This is a genomic window from Acinetobacter higginsii, assembly GCF_000369845.1.
Taxonomy (GTDB): domain Bacteria; phylum Pseudomonadota; class Gammaproteobacteria; order Pseudomonadales; family Moraxellaceae; genus Acinetobacter; species Acinetobacter higginsii.
The window spans coordinates 116,860-134,578 of sequence record NZ_KB850215.1 but is presented as its reverse complement, the minus strand read 5'-3'; the positions used below and the strand labels follow the sequence as shown (position 1 = coordinate 134,578).

General features: G+C 43.6%; 15 protein-coding genes. 6 read left to right on the top strand and 9 right to left on the bottom strand.

The window, feature by feature from the left end:
• The 6 genes from urtD to F885_RS09035 all read right to left on the bottom strand — a co-directional run bounded on the left by urtD (nucleotide 1) and on the right by F885_RS09035 (nucleotide 7,645).
• Nucleotides 1-828, bottom strand: coding sequence for an urea ABC transporter ATP-binding protein UrtD (gene urtD, locus F885_RS09010; protein ID WP_004657105.1), 828 nt, complete (start codon nucleotides 826-828; stop codon nucleotides 1-3).
• Nucleotides 829-1,899 carry an urea ABC transporter permease subunit UrtC gene (gene urtC, locus F885_RS09015; RefSeq protein WP_004803546.1) on the bottom strand — a complete coding sequence of 357 codons (1,071 nt, stop codon included), beginning with the start codon at nucleotides 1,897-1,899 and terminating at the stop codon, nucleotides 829-831.
• A 4-nt stretch (nucleotides 1,900-1,903) separates the two neighbouring features.
• On the bottom strand, nucleotides 1,904-3,526 hold the full coding sequence (gene urtB, locus F885_RS09020) for an urea ABC transporter permease subunit UrtB (protein ID WP_005317303.1): 1,623 nt from the start codon (nucleotides 3,524-3,526) through the stop codon (nucleotides 1,904-1,906).
• Between the two features lie 88 nt (nucleotides 3,527-3,614).
• Nucleotides 3,615-4,895: an urea ABC transporter substrate-binding protein gene (gene urtA, locus F885_RS09025; protein WP_005317301.1), complete on the bottom strand. Its 1,281-nt coding sequence runs from the start codon at nucleotides 4,893-4,895 to the stop codon at nucleotides 3,615-3,617.
• A gap of 261 nt (nucleotides 4,896-5,156) precedes the next feature.
• Complete coding sequence (gene parE / locus F885_RS09030; protein WP_004803540.1) at nucleotides 5,157-7,040, bottom strand: DNA topoisomerase IV subunit B; 1,884 nt, start codon at nucleotides 7,038-7,040, stop codon at nucleotides 5,157-5,159.
• Between the two features lie 14 nt (nucleotides 7,041-7,054).
• A complete protein-coding gene (locus tag F885_RS09035) occupies nucleotides 7,055-7,645 on the bottom strand; it encodes a YqiA/YcfP family alpha/beta fold hydrolase (RefSeq protein ID WP_005317294.1) in 591 nt (196 codons plus the stop codon).
• Between the two features lie 262 nt (nucleotides 7,646-7,907).
• Here F885_RS09035 and F885_RS09040 point away from each other — a divergent pair, with 262 nt between their 5' ends.
• On the top strand, nucleotides 7,908-9,254 hold the full coding sequence (locus tag F885_RS09040; protein WP_004803536.1) for a PGAP1-like alpha/beta domain-containing protein: 1,347 nt from the start codon (nucleotides 7,908-7,910) through the stop codon (nucleotides 9,252-9,254).
• An 80-nt stretch (nucleotides 9,255-9,334) separates the two neighbouring features.
• On the opposite strand, the gene F885_RS09045 is transcribed toward F885_RS09040, so the two are convergent.
• The 3 genes from F885_RS09045 to gshA form a co-directional block, all read right to left on the bottom strand.
• Complete coding sequence (locus tag F885_RS09045) at nucleotides 9,335-9,883, bottom strand: hypothetical protein (protein WP_005317291.1); 549 nt, start codon at nucleotides 9,881-9,883, stop codon at nucleotides 9,335-9,337.
• Nucleotides 9,884-10,038: 155 nt separating this feature from the next.
• The gene (locus F885_RS09050; protein ID WP_005317288.1) at nucleotides 10,039-10,545 is read right to left on the bottom strand and encodes a disulfide bond formation protein B; all 507 of its coding nucleotides are present in this window, start codon (nucleotides 10,543-10,545) and stop codon (nucleotides 10,039-10,041) included.
• A gap of 18 nt (nucleotides 10,546-10,563) precedes the next feature.
• On the bottom strand, nucleotides 10,564-12,138 hold the full coding sequence (gene gshA / locus F885_RS09055; RefSeq protein ID WP_005317285.1) for a glutamate--cysteine ligase: 1,575 nt from the start codon (nucleotides 12,136-12,138) through the stop codon (nucleotides 10,564-10,566).
• Between the two features lie 227 nt (nucleotides 12,139-12,365).
• On the opposite strand from gshA, the gene F885_RS09060 reads away from it, so the two are divergent.
• From F885_RS09060 to F885_RS09080, 5 genes are all read left to right on the top strand, one after another.
• Nucleotides 12,366-12,905 (top strand): DUF924 family protein, encoded by a 540-nt coding sequence (locus tag F885_RS09060; RefSeq protein WP_005317283.1) that lies wholly within the window; start codon nucleotides 12,366-12,368, stop codon nucleotides 12,903-12,905.
• A 36-nt stretch (nucleotides 12,906-12,941) separates the two neighbouring features.
• The gene (locus F885_RS09065) at nucleotides 12,942-13,499 is read left to right on the top strand and encodes a CC0125/CC1285 family lipoprotein (RefSeq protein ID WP_005317281.1); all 558 of its coding nucleotides are present in this window, start codon (nucleotides 12,942-12,944) and stop codon (nucleotides 13,497-13,499) included.
• A gap of 18 nt (nucleotides 13,500-13,517) precedes the next feature.
• Nucleotides 13,518-14,825: a DUF445 domain-containing protein gene (locus tag F885_RS09070; protein ID WP_005317279.1), complete on the top strand. Its 1,308-nt coding sequence runs from the start codon at nucleotides 13,518-13,520 to the stop codon at nucleotides 14,823-14,825.
• Between the two features lie 245 nt (nucleotides 14,826-15,070).
• Nucleotides 15,071-16,225, top strand: coding sequence for a pyridoxal phosphate-dependent aminotransferase (locus F885_RS09075; protein WP_005317277.1), 1,155 nt, complete (start codon nucleotides 15,071-15,073; stop codon nucleotides 16,223-16,225).
• Nucleotides 16,226-16,322: 97 nt separating this feature from the next.
• On the top strand, nucleotides 16,323-17,690 hold the full coding sequence (locus F885_RS09080) for an MATE family efflux transporter (RefSeq protein ID WP_004803509.1): 1,368 nt from the start codon (nucleotides 16,323-16,325) through the stop codon (nucleotides 17,688-17,690).
• Nucleotides 17,691-17,719 lie beyond the last annotated feature (29 nt).

The window sequence follows — 17,719 nt, the reverse complement described above, 5'->3', positions numbered from 1 at the left end:
CTAACGTCCTAAATACTTTTCGATCACATCTTCATTGGCCTGAACTTCTGCCAATGTACCTTCTGCCAAAATCGCCCCTTGCGCCAATACCGTGACTTTTTCACTGATGGTATCAATAAAACTCATGTCATGTTCGACCACCACAAGGGTGTGATTTTTTTTCAGTTCCAGACACAGTTCAGCGGTGCGCTCGGTTTCAGCATCGGTCATGCCTGCAACAGGCTCATCCAATAAAATCAACTTCGGCCGTTGCATCAGCAACATGCCGATTTCCAACCACTGTTTTTGTCCATGTGACAGCAGACCTGCTGGCTTGTGTACAAACTCCTTTAAACGAATCTGTTCCAGACTTTCATCCAAAGCCAATTGCGCTTCTGGGTCTAAACGAGAAAAGAAGCTTTTCTTCACCCGTTTATCTCGTGGTGCTGCCAACAGTAGATTTTCCATGACAGTAAAATTTTCAAACACCGTTGGTTTTTGGAATTTTCGACCGATGCCCGCTTCGGCAATTTGCTCGGTACTCATTTTGGCAAGATCATAGTTTTGCCCAAAAAATGCCGTACCTGTGGTTGGACGCGTTTTACCAGTAATCACATCCATCAAGGTGGTTTTACCCGCTCCATTCGGTCCGATGATGCAGCGTAATTCACCCTCGGCAATGTACAACGACAAATCATTGAGGGCTCGAAATGAGTCAAACCAGACACTGACTTTTTCCAGATATAAGGCAATACCATGGCTAAAATCCGCACCTTGGGGCTTGGCACGACCATAGCCCTCACCCAGTTGACCGCCATGTTGAGCTGAGTCTATTAATACATCACTCATTTAATCACGCTCCTTTTTAAAACGGTCAAATAAACCAATCACACCTTTTGGTAAGAACAAGGTCACGACAATGAACAACGCACCTAGGATCAATAACCATGCTTCTGGTGCAGCCACAGTGAAATAGGTTTTCACTGCATTGATTAAACCTGCCCCTAAAATCGGGCCAATCAAAGTGCCACGTCCACCCGCAGCCACCCACACCGCCATTTCAATCGAGTTGACTGGGTTCATTTCACTTGGGTTAATGATGCCTGCCTGCGGCACATACAATGCCCCTGCAATGCCTGCAATCACCGCAGACAATACCCATGCAGATAACTTGTACCACAACGTGCGATAGCCAAGATATTGCAGGCGATTTTCACTGTCGCGAATTGCACCCAACACACGACCATAAGGACGATTCATCAGTTGACGCAGGCCAAGGAAGCACAACATCAACATTAACGCTGTGACAAAGCATAAGGTTGCACGCATCGGTGCAGAGGTAATATCAAAACCCAAAATAGTTTTAAAACCCGTAAAACCATTATTCCCGCCAAAACCTGTTTCATTACGGAAGAACAGTAACGCTGCAGCAAAGGTCATGGCTTGAGTAATGATGGAAAAATACACGCCTTTGATTTTGGAGCGAAAGGCAAAAAAGCCAAAGATAAATGCAATCAAACCCGGTACAAGAATGACTAAAGCCAAGGCCCACGCAATATGCTCCGTGCCGATCCAGTACCAAGGTAACTCGGTCCAACTCAGGAAGCGCATAAAATCAGGCAGCCCATCACCTGCGGATTGGCGCATCAGGTACATACCAAAGGCATACCCCCCCAAAGCAAAATACAAACCATGTCCCAAACTTAGAATGCCGGCATAGCCCCAGACCAAATCCAGTGCCAAAGCCACCAAGGCCAAACACATGATCTTGCCAATCAAGGTGATCCAATAAGCAGACAGATAAAATGCCGAGTCAGGAGACAACAGGTGTAACCATGGCAACAACAACAGCACGCCGAAACAAAGCGCAATCGCCACCGCGCTATAGGGCTTGTCGGCAAATAAAGAAGTGATTTTCATTGGCTTACTCCACAAAACGGCCTTTGATGGCAAACAAACCTTGTGGACGCTTTTGGATAAACAAAATCACAAGAACCAAGAGAATAATTTTTGCGAGCACTGCGCCTAAACCAATCTCTAAAACTGTACCGCTAATCCCCAGTCCGAGTGCCGCCAATACCGCCCCCCAAACTTGACCGACACCACCCACAACAACGACAAGGAAGGCATCGATAATGTAGTTTTGTCCAAGGTCAGGTCCAACATTACCCACCTGCGCCAAGGCACAACCTGCCAAACCCGCCAAGCCTGAACCCAGACCAAAAGCCATCATGTCAATCCGTGCAGAACGGATACCAACAGCACGTGCCATTTGACGGTTTTGCGTTACCGCACGTACAAATAAACCAAAACGGGTTTTATTGAGTAGGAACAGCAACAGTAGTAGCACCGCAACAGTAAAGCCGATAATGGCGATCCGGTTATAAGGCAACATCAGGCTCGGTGTTAGCGCAATTCCGCCGCTCAACCATGCCACATTAGAAACCTCGACATTTTGCGCACCGAACACCATACGCACCAATTGCATCAGAATCAGACTCACACCAAAGGTGGCAAGTAAAGTTTCCAATTGACGGCCATACAGCGGGCGAATCACGGTGCGTTCAATCAACATGCCCATCAAGGCACTGACCAGGAATGCCGCAGGAATTGCTGCCAATAAATACCAATCGACTAATCCAGCAAAATGGGTCTTAAAAAAGCTCTGGATTACATAGGTGGTATAGGCGCCAATCATGATGAGCTCACCATGTGCCATGTTAATTACCCCTAGCAGACCATAGGTAATGGCTAAGCCAAGCGCTGCAAGCAGCAAAATGCTGGCGGTACTTAAGCCTGAAAAGACATGGCCTGACCACTCACTGATTTGTAGGCGGGTTTTAATTTGATTGTGTGCATCCAGCAACGCTGCCTTCAATGCAGGATTAGTTTGTGGTTGTTCTAAAGTTTGGTTGATTAAGGCGAATACGTCAGGACGATTTGAATCGGCCAAGACTTTCACTGCTTCAAGCTTGGTAAACTCATCAGCACTGTTAAAATCCAGACGAGCTTTGAGCTGTGCTAAACGTGCTTTGACCTGATCATTTTTTTCATTCAGATAAAGCTGCTTCGCCATCGCGACATCAAGTTCAGCCAAGTTATTTTCTAAAATATCAACTGCAGCTAAACGTTGAGAAGCATCTGTAGAATCTAGTTTGGCTTTGGCTTGACCAAAATTCAGCGCCTTGCGTAAGGTATTCACCAAAGTCACTTGGGATAAATCTGCTGGCCATTGTTCCAGCGCTTGCTGCTCAGGATAACTAAACAGCTTGTCATCATTTTTTAACAGATAGGTATTGCCTGCGCTATCGGTATATAGCTCATTTTGATCAATATAGGCCACCAGTTGATCCAGTTGTTCAATACTGGCAGGCCATTGATTGAGCATGGCACGACGCGTCGCAAAATCGGACTTCACAAAGGTCTGAATGGCATCTTGAGAAGCTGTAGACGTCACGGTTGTTGCGGATGTGGCTTCTGCCCATGCTGGACTAAAAATCATCTGTGCCATGATGCAGAGCAGTGCCAAAACATAGTGTTTCGCCATAGAACTCCCCTTATTATTACGGTTTTAAATAGATCAAAAAAAATCAGAATAGAAAAGCCTGCTGTGAATACAGCAGGCTAAAAGTCAATTATTTCGGGATATACGGGCTCCAAGGCTCTGCCTTGATGGTTTGTGCAGTTTTATAAACCACGTCGAATTGACCATCGCCGCGGATCTGTCCAATCATCACAGGTTTATGTAGATGGTGATTAGTTTCATCCATTTTTAAGGTATAGCCTGATGGCGCAGCAAAAGTCTGACCTGCCATCGCATCACGTACTTTGTCGACTTCTGTAGAGCCCGCTTTTTCAACTGCTTGCTTCCACATATTGATACCGACATAGGTTGCTTCCATCGGATCATTGGTCACTACTTTGTCAGCATTTGGAAGCTTGTATTGCACCGCATATTGTTTGAACTTATTCACAAACTCAGTGTTCTTCGGATTTTTCACCGACATGAAGTAATTCCATGCCGCTAAATGACCCACCAATGGTTTGGTATCGATCCCACGTAATTCTTCCTCACCCACCGAGAAGGCCATCACCGGAATATCGGACGCTTTGATGCCTTGGTTACCTAGCTCACGATAGAACGGTACATTGGAGTCACCATTGATGGTCGAAATCACTGCAGTCTTTTTACCCGCAGAGAACTTCTTAATATTAGAAACAATAGTTTGATAATTGCTGTGACCAAATGGTGTGTACTCTTCCATGATATCGGCATCGGCAACACCTTTCGATTTCAAGAAAGCACGAAGAATTTTATTGGTGGTCCGTGGATAGACATAATCTGTGCCGAGTAACACAAAACGTTCTGCTTTACCGCCCTCATCCCCCATCAAGTATTCAACCGCAGGAATCGCTTGTTGATTTGGTGCTGCACCCGTGTAGAAGATGTTTTTAGACTGTTCCTGACCTTCATATTGCACTGGATAGAACAATAAGCCATTTAGCTCTTCCACCACAGGTAACACTGATTTACGCGAAACGGATGTCCAACAGCCAAAAATAACAGCCACTTTATCTTGGGTAATCAACTGACGGGCTTTTTCTGCAAATAATGGCCAATCCGATGCAGGGTCAACAATCACAGGCTCTAATTTTTTACCCAGTACCCCACCATTGGCATTAATCTCATTAATGGTCATCAAGGCAGTGTCTTTCAGTGACGTTTCAGAAATCGCCATGGTGCCTGAAAGCGAATGCAGAATTCCGACTTTAATGGTATCGCCACTCGCTGCAGGTGCAGTTTTAGCTTCTGTTTTGGTCTGTTCTGTTTTTTCTGCTGGTTTTGAACAGCCTACTAGACCGATCCCCATCATGGCTGCCATGAGCACTGACATCGACATCAATTTGTTTTGCATCTTGTTTCTCCACCCATCAATAATTGTGATTTTTACTGGGTGGAGTTATTCAATTTCTGTGCCAACACAATAAGATATTGTTTTTAATTAATTTAAATAAAATTTAAGTCTTAATTCTTTCATCTTGTATACAACATTGCATACAAAAAATACGTGCTGACCTAAAATGATGCAAATTTGCTCAACTCAAAGATCAAAAACTCAGTCAAAGAAAAAAGCCAAGCATTCGCTTGGCTTTGATCTATGCATTTGATGAAGTGCTTAGACGGTAATATCCGCTAAATTACCCTTTTGTTCTAACCAATGTTTACGGTCCGCCGACCGCTTTTTCGCAAGTAATTTATCCAATAAACCTGCGGTTAAATGCGCATCATCTAAGTCCAACTGCACCAAACGACGGGTATTCGGGTCCATGGTGGTTTCACGCAATTGACTGGCGTTCATCTCGCCCAAACCTTTAAATCGGGTGATCTGAGGATTTTTGTTGCCTTTGACTTTTTTCAGGATGCTTTCAAGCTCGTCATCATCCAAGGCATAGTACACCTCTTTACCAATATCAATACGATAGAGCGGTGGCATAGCGACGAACAAATGACCTTCCTCAACCAAGGTCGGGAAATGTTTCACGAATAAAGCGCATAATAAGGTTGCGATATGCAGACCATCCGAGTCCGCATCGGCAAGGATACAGATCTTGCCATAACGTAATTCAGACAGATCATCACTGCCTGGATCGACCCCAATTGCGATGGCAATATCATGCACTTCTTGAGACGCCAACACTTCATCTGAAGAGACTTCCCAAGTATTCAGGATTTTTCCGCGAATCGGCATAATCGCTTGGAAATTCTTGTCACGTGCCTGTTTGGCACTACCGCCCGCAGAATCCCCTTCGACAATAAACAGCTCACTATCTTCACGGGTTAAACCAACACAGTCTGCCAGTTTTCCAGGCAGCGCAGGGCCTGCGACAATCTTCTTACGTTCAACTTTTTTCGCTGCTTTTAAACGACGTCCTGCTTTGGCAATCGCCATTTCCGCCAGTTGTGTCGCAATCTCGGCATGCTGGTTTAACCATAAAGCAAATGCATCTTTGGCGATGTTCAGCACAATATTAGAGGCTTCACGACTGGATAAACGTTCTTTGGTTTGGCCTGAAAATTGTGGTTCTTGGAATTTCAGCGATAGAATAAAGTTTACGCCATCCCAAACGTCTTCCGCAGAAAGCTTCATATTACGCGGCAATAAATTGCGTAATTCACAAAACTCACGTAACGCCTCAGTCACACCTGAACGCAGACCATTGACATGAGTACCGCCTTGCGCAGTCGGAATCAAGTTGACGTAGCTTTCCTGAATCTGCTCGCCACCCTCCACATTCCAGCAAATTGCAAATTCACAGGCTGCGCGGTCTGCTTGTCCACTACTGACAAAAGCGGGATCTGGCAAGATGTCTCGATCTTGCAGTTCATCCATTAAATAGTCGACCAGACCATTTTCAAACTGCCACTCGATCTTTTCATTATTGATTTTATCGTCATAAATTATTTTTAAGCCCGCAGCTAAAACCGCCTTGGCTTTTAAATTATGTTTCAGTGCTTTAAGCGCAAATTTAGGGCTATCAAAATATTTGGTTTCAGGCCAGAAACGTACTGTGGTGCCTGTCGCCCGCTTAGCGACCTTACCTTCTAAGACCGACAAAGGTGCAACTGGCTCGCCTTGTTCAAAGGCCATTTGATACAGATTACCTTGACGCTGTACTGCCACTTCAACACGGGTCGACAAGGCATTGACCACCGAAATCCCAACGCCATGCAAACCACCTGAGAACTGATAATTATCGGTACTGAATTTCCCACCCGCATGCAGCTTGGTCAAAATAATTTCGATACCGCTTTGTCCATATTCTGGATGAATATCGACTGGCATTCCGCGTCCATTATCTTCGACTGACAATGAACCGTCTTCATAGACCGTGACACAAATCTGGTTGGCGTGACCTGCAAGCGCTTCATCGACTGCATTATCAATCACCTCTTGCGCCAAATGGTTTGGACGTGAGGTATCGGTATACATGCCCGGTCGACGACGCACTGGATCTAAACCAGAAAGAACTTCAAGAGATTGTGCCGTGTATTGTGTCACTTGGTCTGACTTCCTTATTGGATGGCTGCCGATAAAAATTCGAGAACTAAAGGTAATTTTTCTTCAAAATCATCCATTGCATGATTACCATTAGCGTCGGTTAAAATCAATGAGGATGGATGAACTGCACTATAATAGCGTTGAGCTTCACGATAATCCAAAACTTCGTCGCCTTGTTGCAACAGCACCAGAATTTTATCAGCATGAACGAGCTTCGTGTCAGCAATCGATTGTAATTGCTGCAGTTGATCGGCATCAAGCGTCCATGATGCAGTGACTTTGAGCGGGATTTGCTCAACCCCAAATAAATCTTCGAATAATTGCCATGGTCGCATAGCAGGATTAATCAATACAGCAGCACAGCCATATTTTGCGACAAGATATGTCGCATAGAAACCACCGAGACTGCTTCCCACTAAAACTACTTTATCCTGTGCTAAATTTTCGATAAGCTGAGAGAGTTGTTCCAGCACTTGATTGGGTGGCTGATTTAAATCAGGTAAATGCACCTGTATCGCCTCATGCTGTGCACAATATTGTTGCAACTGCTGCCCTTTTATCGACATCGGACTGCTTCGAAAACCATGTAGATAGATAATTTGCATACGCACCAAAATAGGCAATGACTTGACATAAAGTGAAATAAATCACATTATTTTGATTAATAGTTAAACAAATAACAATATAAATTACATTTAAGCTAGATATTGTCTGACACAAAAAACGATACTGTACTCCGTTCATCAGTATTCTAAAAAAATTACGTATGAAAGACATAAGATGTAAGCGTTTGTTGTAGTTTATCTAAACAATATTCAGAAAAAACACTTCAAACCTTCGGTATATATCAAGGATGGGGAAATCAATATGCCAAGTTTAACACCTCTGCATGAAACCTATTGTAAGTGGGATCGCACGCCCCCGAGTCAGGCAGATGTTTTGGAGGGTTTGGCACAGCTGGTCAGTACCAGCCTCAGTGGTGTACATGAACTGATTCAAGTGGTACAGACTGAGGTATTAAGGACAACGCTCGGTTTAAGTGCACAAAAAGCCAAACAATTACAAAAGCACCCGCAACTGCAAAAGTTTTATCAGTTTTCATATGTGGCACTGCAGAAATATGGCAGTCATTTTCTTGCGCCAAATTTACGTCGCATTATTGAAAAATTTCCAGTCTTGCATGACAAGCCCTTAACCCCAACTCTACATTTTTTGGTGGGTGCGTTGAATGGGATTTTTGGTGATTTCTTTTTAAAGCAACACAATCCAATGGCTTTGCCAATGGTGCTTTATGATCACTATGGTTCTTTACAGCAAGGCGAGCTAACAGGCCGTGTGGTGATTCTTGCCCATGGTTTATGTATGAACCATTTAACCTGGTCTAATCATCGTTATGGCGGGATTGGTGAGCGTTTGCTCGCGCAACGTGATAACAACACCATGCTGTATTTGAATTACAACACTGGTCGCCGAATTTCCGCCAATGGTCGTAGTTTTGCCAATACCTTAGAAGATTTGGTACAGCGTAATCCACGCATCACCAGTATTGACCTGATCGGGCACAGTATGGGTGGCTTGGTTTCGCGTAGTGCCCTGTTTTATGGCAAACAGAATCTGTATCAATGGGTGCATATGGTCGAGAATCTGGTTTGTATCGGTTCGCCACATCATGGTGCAGTACTTGAACGCTTTGGTTTTGTATTGCAAGACAAACTTGGTGGATTCCCGTTTATCAACTTGCTTGGTCAGTTGGTGAATGTGCGTAGTAACGGCATACTCGATCTACGTTATGGCAGTGTCCGTGATGATGACTGGGAACATAATGATGCTCGCATCGGTTTTGCCGACGACAATCGGAAACCCGCTCCGTTACCGTCCCATATCAATACCTTCTTGATTGCAGGAACTTTAGAATTTGAGAAGTTACGTAATAAAGCACTGTCTGTGATTGGGGATTATCTGGTCAGTGTGAAAAGTGCCTTAGGTGAACATCAAAATCCGCGTTTTCAATTGAAATTACCTGACACCCATAAAGCGGTTTTCTATGGGCTGAATCATTTTGAAATTCAGTATCATTCCAGTGTGGCCGAACAAATCACACGCTGGTTATATCCAGATGCTAAAGAGAAAGTTGAAGCTGGTGTACAAACCCATATGATCAACGTACCTCAGAACTATACCTTTGATGATTTAGAAGGCATTGTTGAGACCTAAAAGATAAAAGCTCAGTTAGGTTCTAGCTGAGCTTTTATCGATCAAAATCCGTGACAAACTTCATCAGCTTAGAAATACCCTTACTGAACAAATTCACCTTGGTCATTTAATTTCAGTTTTAGATCTTTTCCATATTCTTTATATAAAACCTCATACTTCTGGTTAATAACAATATTTTGAGATGCGTCTAAGGTAATACTTTTAACCAAGCCAAACCTGTTGACCGTCGTCAGATTTATTTCTGGCGTTTCCCTTTCACTTGTTGAGGGGGACGCGATCAATAAAACACCCGCACTTGTTTCTGGGAAAACAACCGAATCGCCATAGCTTGGGTTCATAAATTTATAAACTTTGATCAAACCAACACTATCAATTAAGTTAATTGAGCCACAATTCATTCTCTGTGCAGATAAAATACAATTCAGATGTGCATTTGAGTTATAAGGAAGTGAAGTGATCAGGAAACCATCATCATTTTTTATCTTGATAGATGTTGGGATAGTGTTTTTTGTTTGGCTGTGACGATTAGACTCGCTACTCTTTTGCAAAGTATTCATGCATGAAGAAAGTAAGAGGCTCAAACTTGCCAAGCCGAAAATATATGTATATTTTTTATAAGAAAAATTCATCGTAAATTCCTTTAAAACCAATTTATCTCGTTAATAATTTTTATCTAATCACTTTCTGGATTAGTTTAATACGAACTAATCCAGTCTTAAGAAAATTAAACCCGAAACATGCATTCATATTTCGGGTTTTAAAAGGATTTAGAACAACGATTCGCTTATTTTTGTGTAACGCGATAGCTTCTAAATAATTGCCATAAGCAGATCAATAAAATCAAACTGAAATAAACCAGAGACCAAACGGGTAGCGATTGACCGAGAAAAGTCCAATCTATCGCGGCGCATTCACCTGAACCCGAAAGTACTTCTTGCAGTACGGTTTTCATCGGTAAAGCATCTACCAGATAGTTTAAGCCAGGTCCACAACTCGGCACTTTATCGGGCGGTAGGCTTTGCAACCAAACATGACGAGCCGCAACACCAACCGACCAACCAATGGATAAAGTCGCCAAGAAGGCATAAAAACGTTTAAATCCGTTTGAAACTGGATTATGGATAAATGCCACAAGTGCAATTAAACCCATCCCAATTAAGCCAAGGCGTTGGAAAATACAGAGTGGACAAGGATCCAAGCCCTGCACATGCTCTAAATACAACGCAAATGAGATACCAATAATGCTGGTCAGTACCAGTACTGCACTGACTAAGCGGTAATTCCATCGCATGGGAAGTCCTCTAAAATTTTAACGGTATTGTGCAAGATATTGTTCAAAACTCATGTCGTTATCTTGTTCAAGTTGCGCCTGTTTTTGCAACGAAGTTTGCGCCAATTGTTCAAAATAGTGTTTGCGTTCTTCACTGAGTGGATGCTGGTCATAATGATCAACATGTTGCTGCGCCATGACACTACCAAAGTTCCATGTGCCACCATGTTGCAAGGTATCTGCAATGACGTGCGCCGAAGGTGTGTTTTCAACATGGTCTAGGCGTTGTTGCATCACTTGAATGGCATCTTGATATAGCTGGGTACCATCCATTTGGTCTAGAACCTTGGCACAGGCTTGAATTGCATTTAAATGAGTTTGTGCCCAGTCTTTTAAAGCAATCGACTGGTCTCCCGCTTCAATCTTGGCATCTGCTGCACGACCACGATTCACCACTTCAGTTTGGTTACGATCAATCTGTTCTTGTTCTTCAGCAAAGAGATCTGGACTGTCTTTGAGTAAGCAGTACAAGGCTAAACTTTCAAGGAAGCCTGCCGAAATCTCATCAATCCCAATCGCGCTATACGGATTCACATCCACTGCACGCAATTCGACATAGCCGACGCCACGATTTTTTAAGGCTTGTGAAGGCGTTTCACCCGCTTGTGGCACCTGTTTAGGACGCACCAGACTGTAGTATTCATTTTCAATCTGTAGCACATGATCATTGATCTGAATCGGCTCGCCCTGTTCATCATTTAAACCGAGCTGAGTAAATTCTGGATAGGGGGTATGCACGGCTTTTTGTAAGCCATCCAAGTAATCGTGCAGGTCGTTATAATGAATACCAAGTTCTTTTTGTGCTGAGTTTTGATAGCCCAAACGCCCCATCCGCAATGCTGTTGCTTCAGGTAAATAGAGCGTGCCTTTGACTAAAGGCTGTAAATGATGCTGGCGACCGGTCAGGAAGCAACGACAGACCGATGGACTTGCGCCTAGCATATACATCACTAAAGGAATCAGGCGAATAAAATTACGGATCAAGCCAAAATAACGGTGACTACGATAATCTTGTAGGCTGAGTTGTTTTAATTCTGGACTGCTTTCATGCTGCTGCAAAACAGCAAACAGTTGTTCTGGAAAGGATAAATTATAATGTACCCCAGAAATGGTCTGCATACGGCGGCCATAACGTACCCCTAAACCACGACGGTATAAGGTTTTAAAGCGGCCAATATTGGAACTGCCATATTGTGCCAGTTTAATATTTTCTTCATTATCATCCAGCATACACGGCATCGACAAAGGCCAGAGTTTCTCACCCTCTTCAAGCTGCTGATGTACAACACTATGGATATCACTCAACTCATTTAAAGCGGCAGCAATGGTCGTTTGTGGCGTGGTAATAAACTCCATCAACGCTTCTGAATAATCAGTGGTGATATGCGGATGTGTGAGAGCCGAACCTAAAGCGATTGGGTGATTTTGTTGTGATAAAAATCCATTGCTTTGCATGCGTAGGCTTTCACGCTCAATCCCACGTAACATCCCCTTTAATAGCGAGGCATCTACCCAAGTTGGTATCACAGAGGAAGTAAGGCTGGGTTGATTCATATTCTATGCTCGCTTATTCAAGATCAGCCGACCACATGCATGGTAGCGACATCGTCGATTCTACAGACATGCTGTGCATGCCAATCCCTTCGACTCAGCCAATTATAACGACAATTACAATCTAGTCATCTGATTTAGTTTGGCAATTTTTATCACAATCTTGTTACATAAGACACGCAAAAATTGTGATTTTATTGAAAAATAAATCTTCCAATGGATACTCGACCATGCAAGCGCAAGACATTCTTAATTTTTGGTTTGACCCTGATCATCGTGCACTTTGGTTTGCCAAAAGTGATGATTTTGATGCAAAAATTCGTGCGTCCTTTGCAGAGATTCATCAACAAGCTGCTCAGGCAGAGCTGTGGTCATGGCGCCAAACACCTGAAGGACGTTTGGCTGAAATTATTATCCTCGATCAGTTCTCACGAAATTTATATCGAGATCAGGCACAGGCCTTTGCCTACGACAGCTTGGCTTTAACCCTGTCACAAGAAGCGATTAGCTTGCAGCTGGATGCACAACTCAGTCCCGAGCAACGTTCCTTTCTTTATATGCCATTTATGCATAGCGAATCCAAACTCATACATGAATTTGCCCTAAAATTGTTTCAACGCTTAGGCAATGAAATTAATTTAAACTTTGAGAAAAAGCATAAAGTGATCATTGATCGTTTTGGGCGTTATCCACATCGCAATGCAATCTTGGGTCGCAGCTCAAGCGCTGAAGAACTGGAATTTTTAACTCAACCGAATAGTAGTTTTTAAGTCGACCTCCCTCGACACTGAATAAAGGAATGGCATATGAAAGCTTTATTAATATGCACCCCGCTCCTTGTCGCACTGACATTTGCAGGATGTGCAACGGTTCCCTCCAAACCCAGAACCTTTGATCAACTCGGACAATTCACCGCTTATCCGTTAAATAACAAAACTTACCGCGTTGGTTTCCAAGCGGATAATAATTTGAGTTATGGTACGGCTGAGGAAATTACCTTGCTCAAAGCAGCGCAAACCACGGTCAAAAATGGTTTCCGTTATTTTAGTGTGGTGGACGATCCAAGTAATGCCCGTCATAAAACACCTCGTCAGGCGGTAATTTATCCGACACCATCTTATTATCCTTATGGTTATTATCGTCGTCATCCTGCCTTTTGGCCTGATCCATTCTACGATACCCCACAAGTGGTCAATATTGATCCGATTCAAGTGTCGTATACTATCGAGTGCTTTAAGACACAACAGCAATCACCAGATGCCTTTGATGCACAACTGATTTTGCAATCCCTAGGGCCTAAATATGGCTTGAGTCCATCAGGAGATGTGTTGCAGCCGCCTGCACCACCTCAAAACAAGAAATGAAATTAAAAGGATGACTCAATGAGTTCAGTCGAAGAAATCCACGTCCCAAGCTTACAACGAAGTAAATACTTCGCCACCATGGCACTGATTATTGCAGTGGTGTCATGGGTCGCTTTAATGGTCGCGGCACATTTTCTGCCTGAATATAAATGGCTCATCCATATTTTCATGCTCGGTGCAGAAGCAGGCGTGGTTGGTGGCTTAGCCGATTGGTATGCAGTCACCGTCTTATTCCGCAACCCTTTCGGCAGAATGCCCTTACCCAAACTGTTGCGTGACCACACTGAAATTATTCCACGTAATAAAGCGCGTATTGCCGAATCAATGGGACGCTTTGTACAGGAAAATTTCTTATCACCACAAATTGTGGAACGTAGCTTACAAAATGCCGATATCAGTTTGGCAGTGGGTCAATGGTTGGCCAGTCCAAAGAACAATCAGCAAGTGGTACAGATGATTCAGCATGCTGTGCCGAGAATCTTTGAATTTGTCAGCCAAGATCAGATTGCACACTTTGTCCAAAATAACAGTGTGCAATGGGTCAGAAGTACCAAAGTCAATAAACTGGCCAGTGAAATGCTGCGTGCGGTGCTGGAAAATGATTTCCATCAAGATGTATTACAACGTGGACTGGATCTGGCACATGAATGGATGGTATCTCACCCTGAAGAAGCACGTGATTTGTCACGTAAATTATTCCAAGAACTCGGTGTTTGGAAGCTGGCTAAAGGCGCAAGCTGGATCGGCATTGATGTACAGCAACGCACTATTGATTCACTCATTGAAAAAGTTGAATCGATGCTGGCCAATCCTGACCATCCTTGGCGTCAAGATATTGAAGCCACCACGCATAACCTGATGCTGGAACTGGCAGAAACAGACAGTGACGCCAGCCAACGCTTAAACCGTGGCAAAGATGCCCTGCTCGATAGCCCACAAGTGCTGAACTTTATCAGTGGCGCTGTGGCCATTCTATGTGATGCGATTAAAACTGATTTAATGCAGGAAGATTCAGGCATTGCTACCAATTTACAAGCCGCCATTCAACAGTTGGGTGAGAGCCTGATTCAAAATGAAAAAGTGCGTCAGGTACTGAATGAAAAAATGGTCGGTTTAGCCACCAATTTCAGTGAGCAATATAGCGACAAGATCATTCGTTATATCAGTGAGCGCATTCATGAATGGGATTCTCGGGAAATGATCGCCAAAATTGAAAGTGAAGTTGGCGGTGATTTGCATATGATCCGCGTCAATGGTGTGATTGTCGGTGCGTTTATTGGTTTAGCACTCGGTGTGATTCGTGCCATTGTTGAAAATGTTTTGTAAATAAATCACATCGTAAAGTTCTCTAGCTCAATTTAAGTTGGGATCAACTATCGTGACGGCGGCATGGATGCCGCCCGTAGTGCTGCGGCCTCAAGGATGGGCCATCAGCACTACAAAGGATTTTTGTTACTTTTCATCCTTGAAAAGTAAAACATGCCTATGCAAATTACATATAATTTCTCACAGCATACGAGGCTGTGCAGAGTCATCGTAAAAAAGAAATTAGATATTAAAAAGGACATCCGATGTTGCAACTTCAGTCAAAACTCCCAAGCCAAGGCGTCACCATTTTTAGTGTCATGACTGAACTCGCACACCGACTCAATGCCCTGAACTTATCCCAAGGTTTCCCCGATTTCCCTGCGCCACCTGCATTGCTCGAAGCCCTCAGCCAAGCGACACTTTCAGGTTATAACCAATACCCTGCGGGTGACGGCGTACTGGCTTTAAGACAACAACTGGCCACACAATTCTTGGCACGTGATCAGTTGCAACTCGATCCAGTCACTGAAATCACCATCACCCCTGGCGCAACCATTGCAATTTTCTGTGCCATTCAAGCCTGTATCCACGCTGGCGATGAAGTGATTATTTTCGATCCAAGCTATGACAGCTATGCCCCTGCGGTTCAATTAGCAGGTGGAAAATCAGTACATATCCATTTAGATGCACCCAGCTTTCAGGTGAATTGGCAAAAGGTCAAAGACAGTATCAATGCCAATACCCGCATGATCATTGTCAACACCCCACACAATCCAACAGGTGCAATTTGGTCAGAACAGGATTGGCGTCAGTTAATTGATTTGATTCAAGATAAAAATATCGTGGTGCTCTCAGATGAAGTCTATGAACATCTGATTTTTGATGGGCAAAAACACTATAGCGCACTGCAATTTCCAGCATTGCGTGAACGCAGTTTTGTGATTGGTTCTTTCGGCAAAACCTATCATGTCACTGGTTGGAAAACCGGCTATTGTGTTGCTGCACCACAACTCATGCGCTTATTCCGCCAGATCTATCAATTTGCCAATTTCTGTGGCACCACTCCATGCCAGATTGCACTGGCCAACTATATGCAACAACACCCTGAGCATATTCAAGAATTGCCAAGTTTTTATCAGGCGAAACGTGATCTGTTCAACGCCCAAATTCAAGATTCACGTTTCGACTTCATCCCATCTCAAGGCACCTATTTTCAAAATCTGGATTACAGTGCTATTCGCCCTGATCTTAATGATGTCGAGATGTGCCAATTCCTTGCGGAGCAACATAAAATTGTGGCAATTCCAATTTCGGTGTTCTATCAACAAGCACCAGCCTCATTACGCCTGATTCGTTTCTGTTTTGCCAAAACAGATCAAACACTGCAACGTGCAGGTGAAATCCTCGTACAATGTTGATCAACAAAAAGAAACTGAACCCTCATCTTCAACACAACTGAGAATGTTATGTTGACAAAAATACAATCGTTTCAGGATGAAGCGTGAAGGAAATTGAATGACACCACGCCAACCCTTGGTCATGCAACCAAATCTCTGGAAAACCTTTTTTGTGTTTCTGGTACCGTTGATTGCCACCAATATTTTACAAAACCTGTCAGGAACCATTAATACTATCTTTGTCGGTCAAATGATGGGAGTCAATGCAATTGCCGCAGTATCAGTATTCTTCCCCATCCTGTTCTTTTTACTGGCTTTTGTAATCGGGATTTCCGCAGGCTCCACAGTGTTGATTGGGCAGGCATGGGGTGCGCAGAATCTAGAAAAAGTTCGCTCAGTGATTGGTTCTACCGTCTTTATGACCTTAATCGGCGGCAGCATTATTGCGGTCTTGGGTCTGATCTTCGCCAAACATATTTTGGAGTTGCTGGGTACCGATCCTAAAGTGATGCACCTGTCCTTGCCTTATGTGCAATGGATGTTGGTGGGCAGTCCCTTACTGTTCGTCTATATTATTTATACCTCGATCTTGCGCGGTGTCGGTGATAGTGTGACGCCACTGATTGCCCTGAGCCTCACCAGCTTGATTGGTTTGGGCGTAACCCCCGTTTTACTGAAAGGTTATTTTGGTTTTCCAGCGTTAGGTATTGTTGCCCCTGCGATTGCAACCATTATCGGTTATGCTGCGGTGCTGATTTTTTTAGCCATTTATCTAAATTATAAAAACCATCCGCTGAAAATTGATGGTCTATTGCTGCAACATATTCGCCATGATGCAGAACTGAGTAAATTAATTTTAAAACTTGGTATTCCAACAGGGATTCAAATGGTCACCACCTCCTTAGCGGGTTTGGTGATTATTGGCTTGATTAACCATTATGGTGCGCATGCCACCGCTGCCTACGGCGCAGTCAATCAGGTACTGAACTACATTCAATTTCCAGCCTTGTCGATTTCAATTGCCGCTTCGATTTTTGCAGCACAAGCAATTGGCGCAGGTAAACCTGATTTATTGGCCAAGGTCACCCGTACCGCTCTAGGTATGAACTTCTTATTTACCGGTAGTTTAATTGCCCTCGCTTATTTGTTCTCAAAATATCTGATGGCGCTGTTTATTACCGATCACAGTGTGATTGAACTGGGTCAGCAACTGTTATTTATTGTGCTGTGGTCGATTTTGTTCTTTGGTGCCAGTGCCATTTTTGCATCGATTATGCGTGCCAGTGGTGCGGTCAATATTCCAATGTTGATCAATATTTTCACGATTGTTCTAATCGAAGTGCCGTGCGCGTATTGGTTTAGCTCATTGTGGGGCTTAACAGGCATCTGGATTGCCTATGCGCTGTCCTTTGTTTGCCTATGTCTGTTCCAAGCCTTTTATTATCAATTCTTTTGGAAGAAGACCAAGATTAAGGTACTGATCTAAAACCACCTTCTGACGGATATAAAAAAGCC

What these genes read in the sequence shown, in the direction of transcription:
- F885_RS09065 (WP_005317281.1), top strand. Translation starts at nt 12,942, where the DNA reads ATGAAAGCTTTATTAATATGCACCCCGCTCCTTGTCGCACTGACATTT.
- urtC (WP_004803546.1), bottom strand. Translation starts at nt 1,899, where the DNA reads ATGAAAATCACTTCTTTATTTGCCGACAAGCCCTATAGCGCGGTGGCG.
- urtD (WP_004657105.1), bottom strand. Translation starts at nt 828, where the DNA reads ATGAGTGATGTATTAATAGACTCAGCTCAACATGGCGGTCAACTGGGT.
- urtA (WP_005317301.1), bottom strand. Translation starts at nt 4,895, where the DNA reads ATGCAAAACAAATTGATGTCGATGTCAGTGCTCATGGCAGCCATGATG.
- F885_RS09050 (WP_005317288.1), bottom strand. Translation starts at nt 10,545, where the DNA reads ATGCGATGGAATTACCGCTTAGTCAGTGCAGTACTGGTACTGACCAGC.
- F885_RS09070 (WP_005317279.1), top strand. Translation starts at nt 13,518, where the DNA reads ATGAGTTCAGTCGAAGAAATCCACGTCCCAAGCTTACAACGAAGTAAA.
- F885_RS09080 (WP_004803509.1), top strand. Translation starts at nt 16,323, where the DNA reads ATGACACCACGCCAACCCTTGGTCATGCAACCAAATCTCTGGAAAACC.
- gshA (WP_005317285.1), bottom strand. Translation starts at nt 12,138, where the DNA reads ATGAATCAACCCAGCCTTACTTCCTCTGTGATACCAACTTGGGTAGAT.
- F885_RS09035 (WP_005317294.1), bottom strand. Translation starts at nt 7,645, where the DNA reads ATGCAAATTATCTATCTACATGGTTTTCGAAGCAGTCCGATGTCGATA.
- F885_RS09045 (WP_005317291.1), bottom strand. Translation starts at nt 9,883, where the DNA reads ATGAATTTTTCTTATAAAAAATATACATATATTTTCGGCTTGGCAAGT.
- F885_RS09040 (WP_004803536.1), top strand. Translation starts at nt 7,908, where the DNA reads ATGCCAAGTTTAACACCTCTGCATGAAACCTATTGTAAGTGGGATCGC.
- F885_RS09060 (WP_005317283.1), top strand. Translation starts at nt 12,366, where the DNA reads ATGCAAGCGCAAGACATTCTTAATTTTTGGTTTGACCCTGATCATCGT.
- urtB (WP_005317303.1), bottom strand. Translation starts at nt 3,526, where the DNA reads ATGGCGAAACACTATGTTTTGGCACTGCTCTGCATCATGGCACAGATG.
- F885_RS09075 (WP_005317277.1), top strand. Translation starts at nt 15,071, where the DNA reads ATGTTGCAACTTCAGTCAAAACTCCCAAGCCAAGGCGTCACCATTTTT.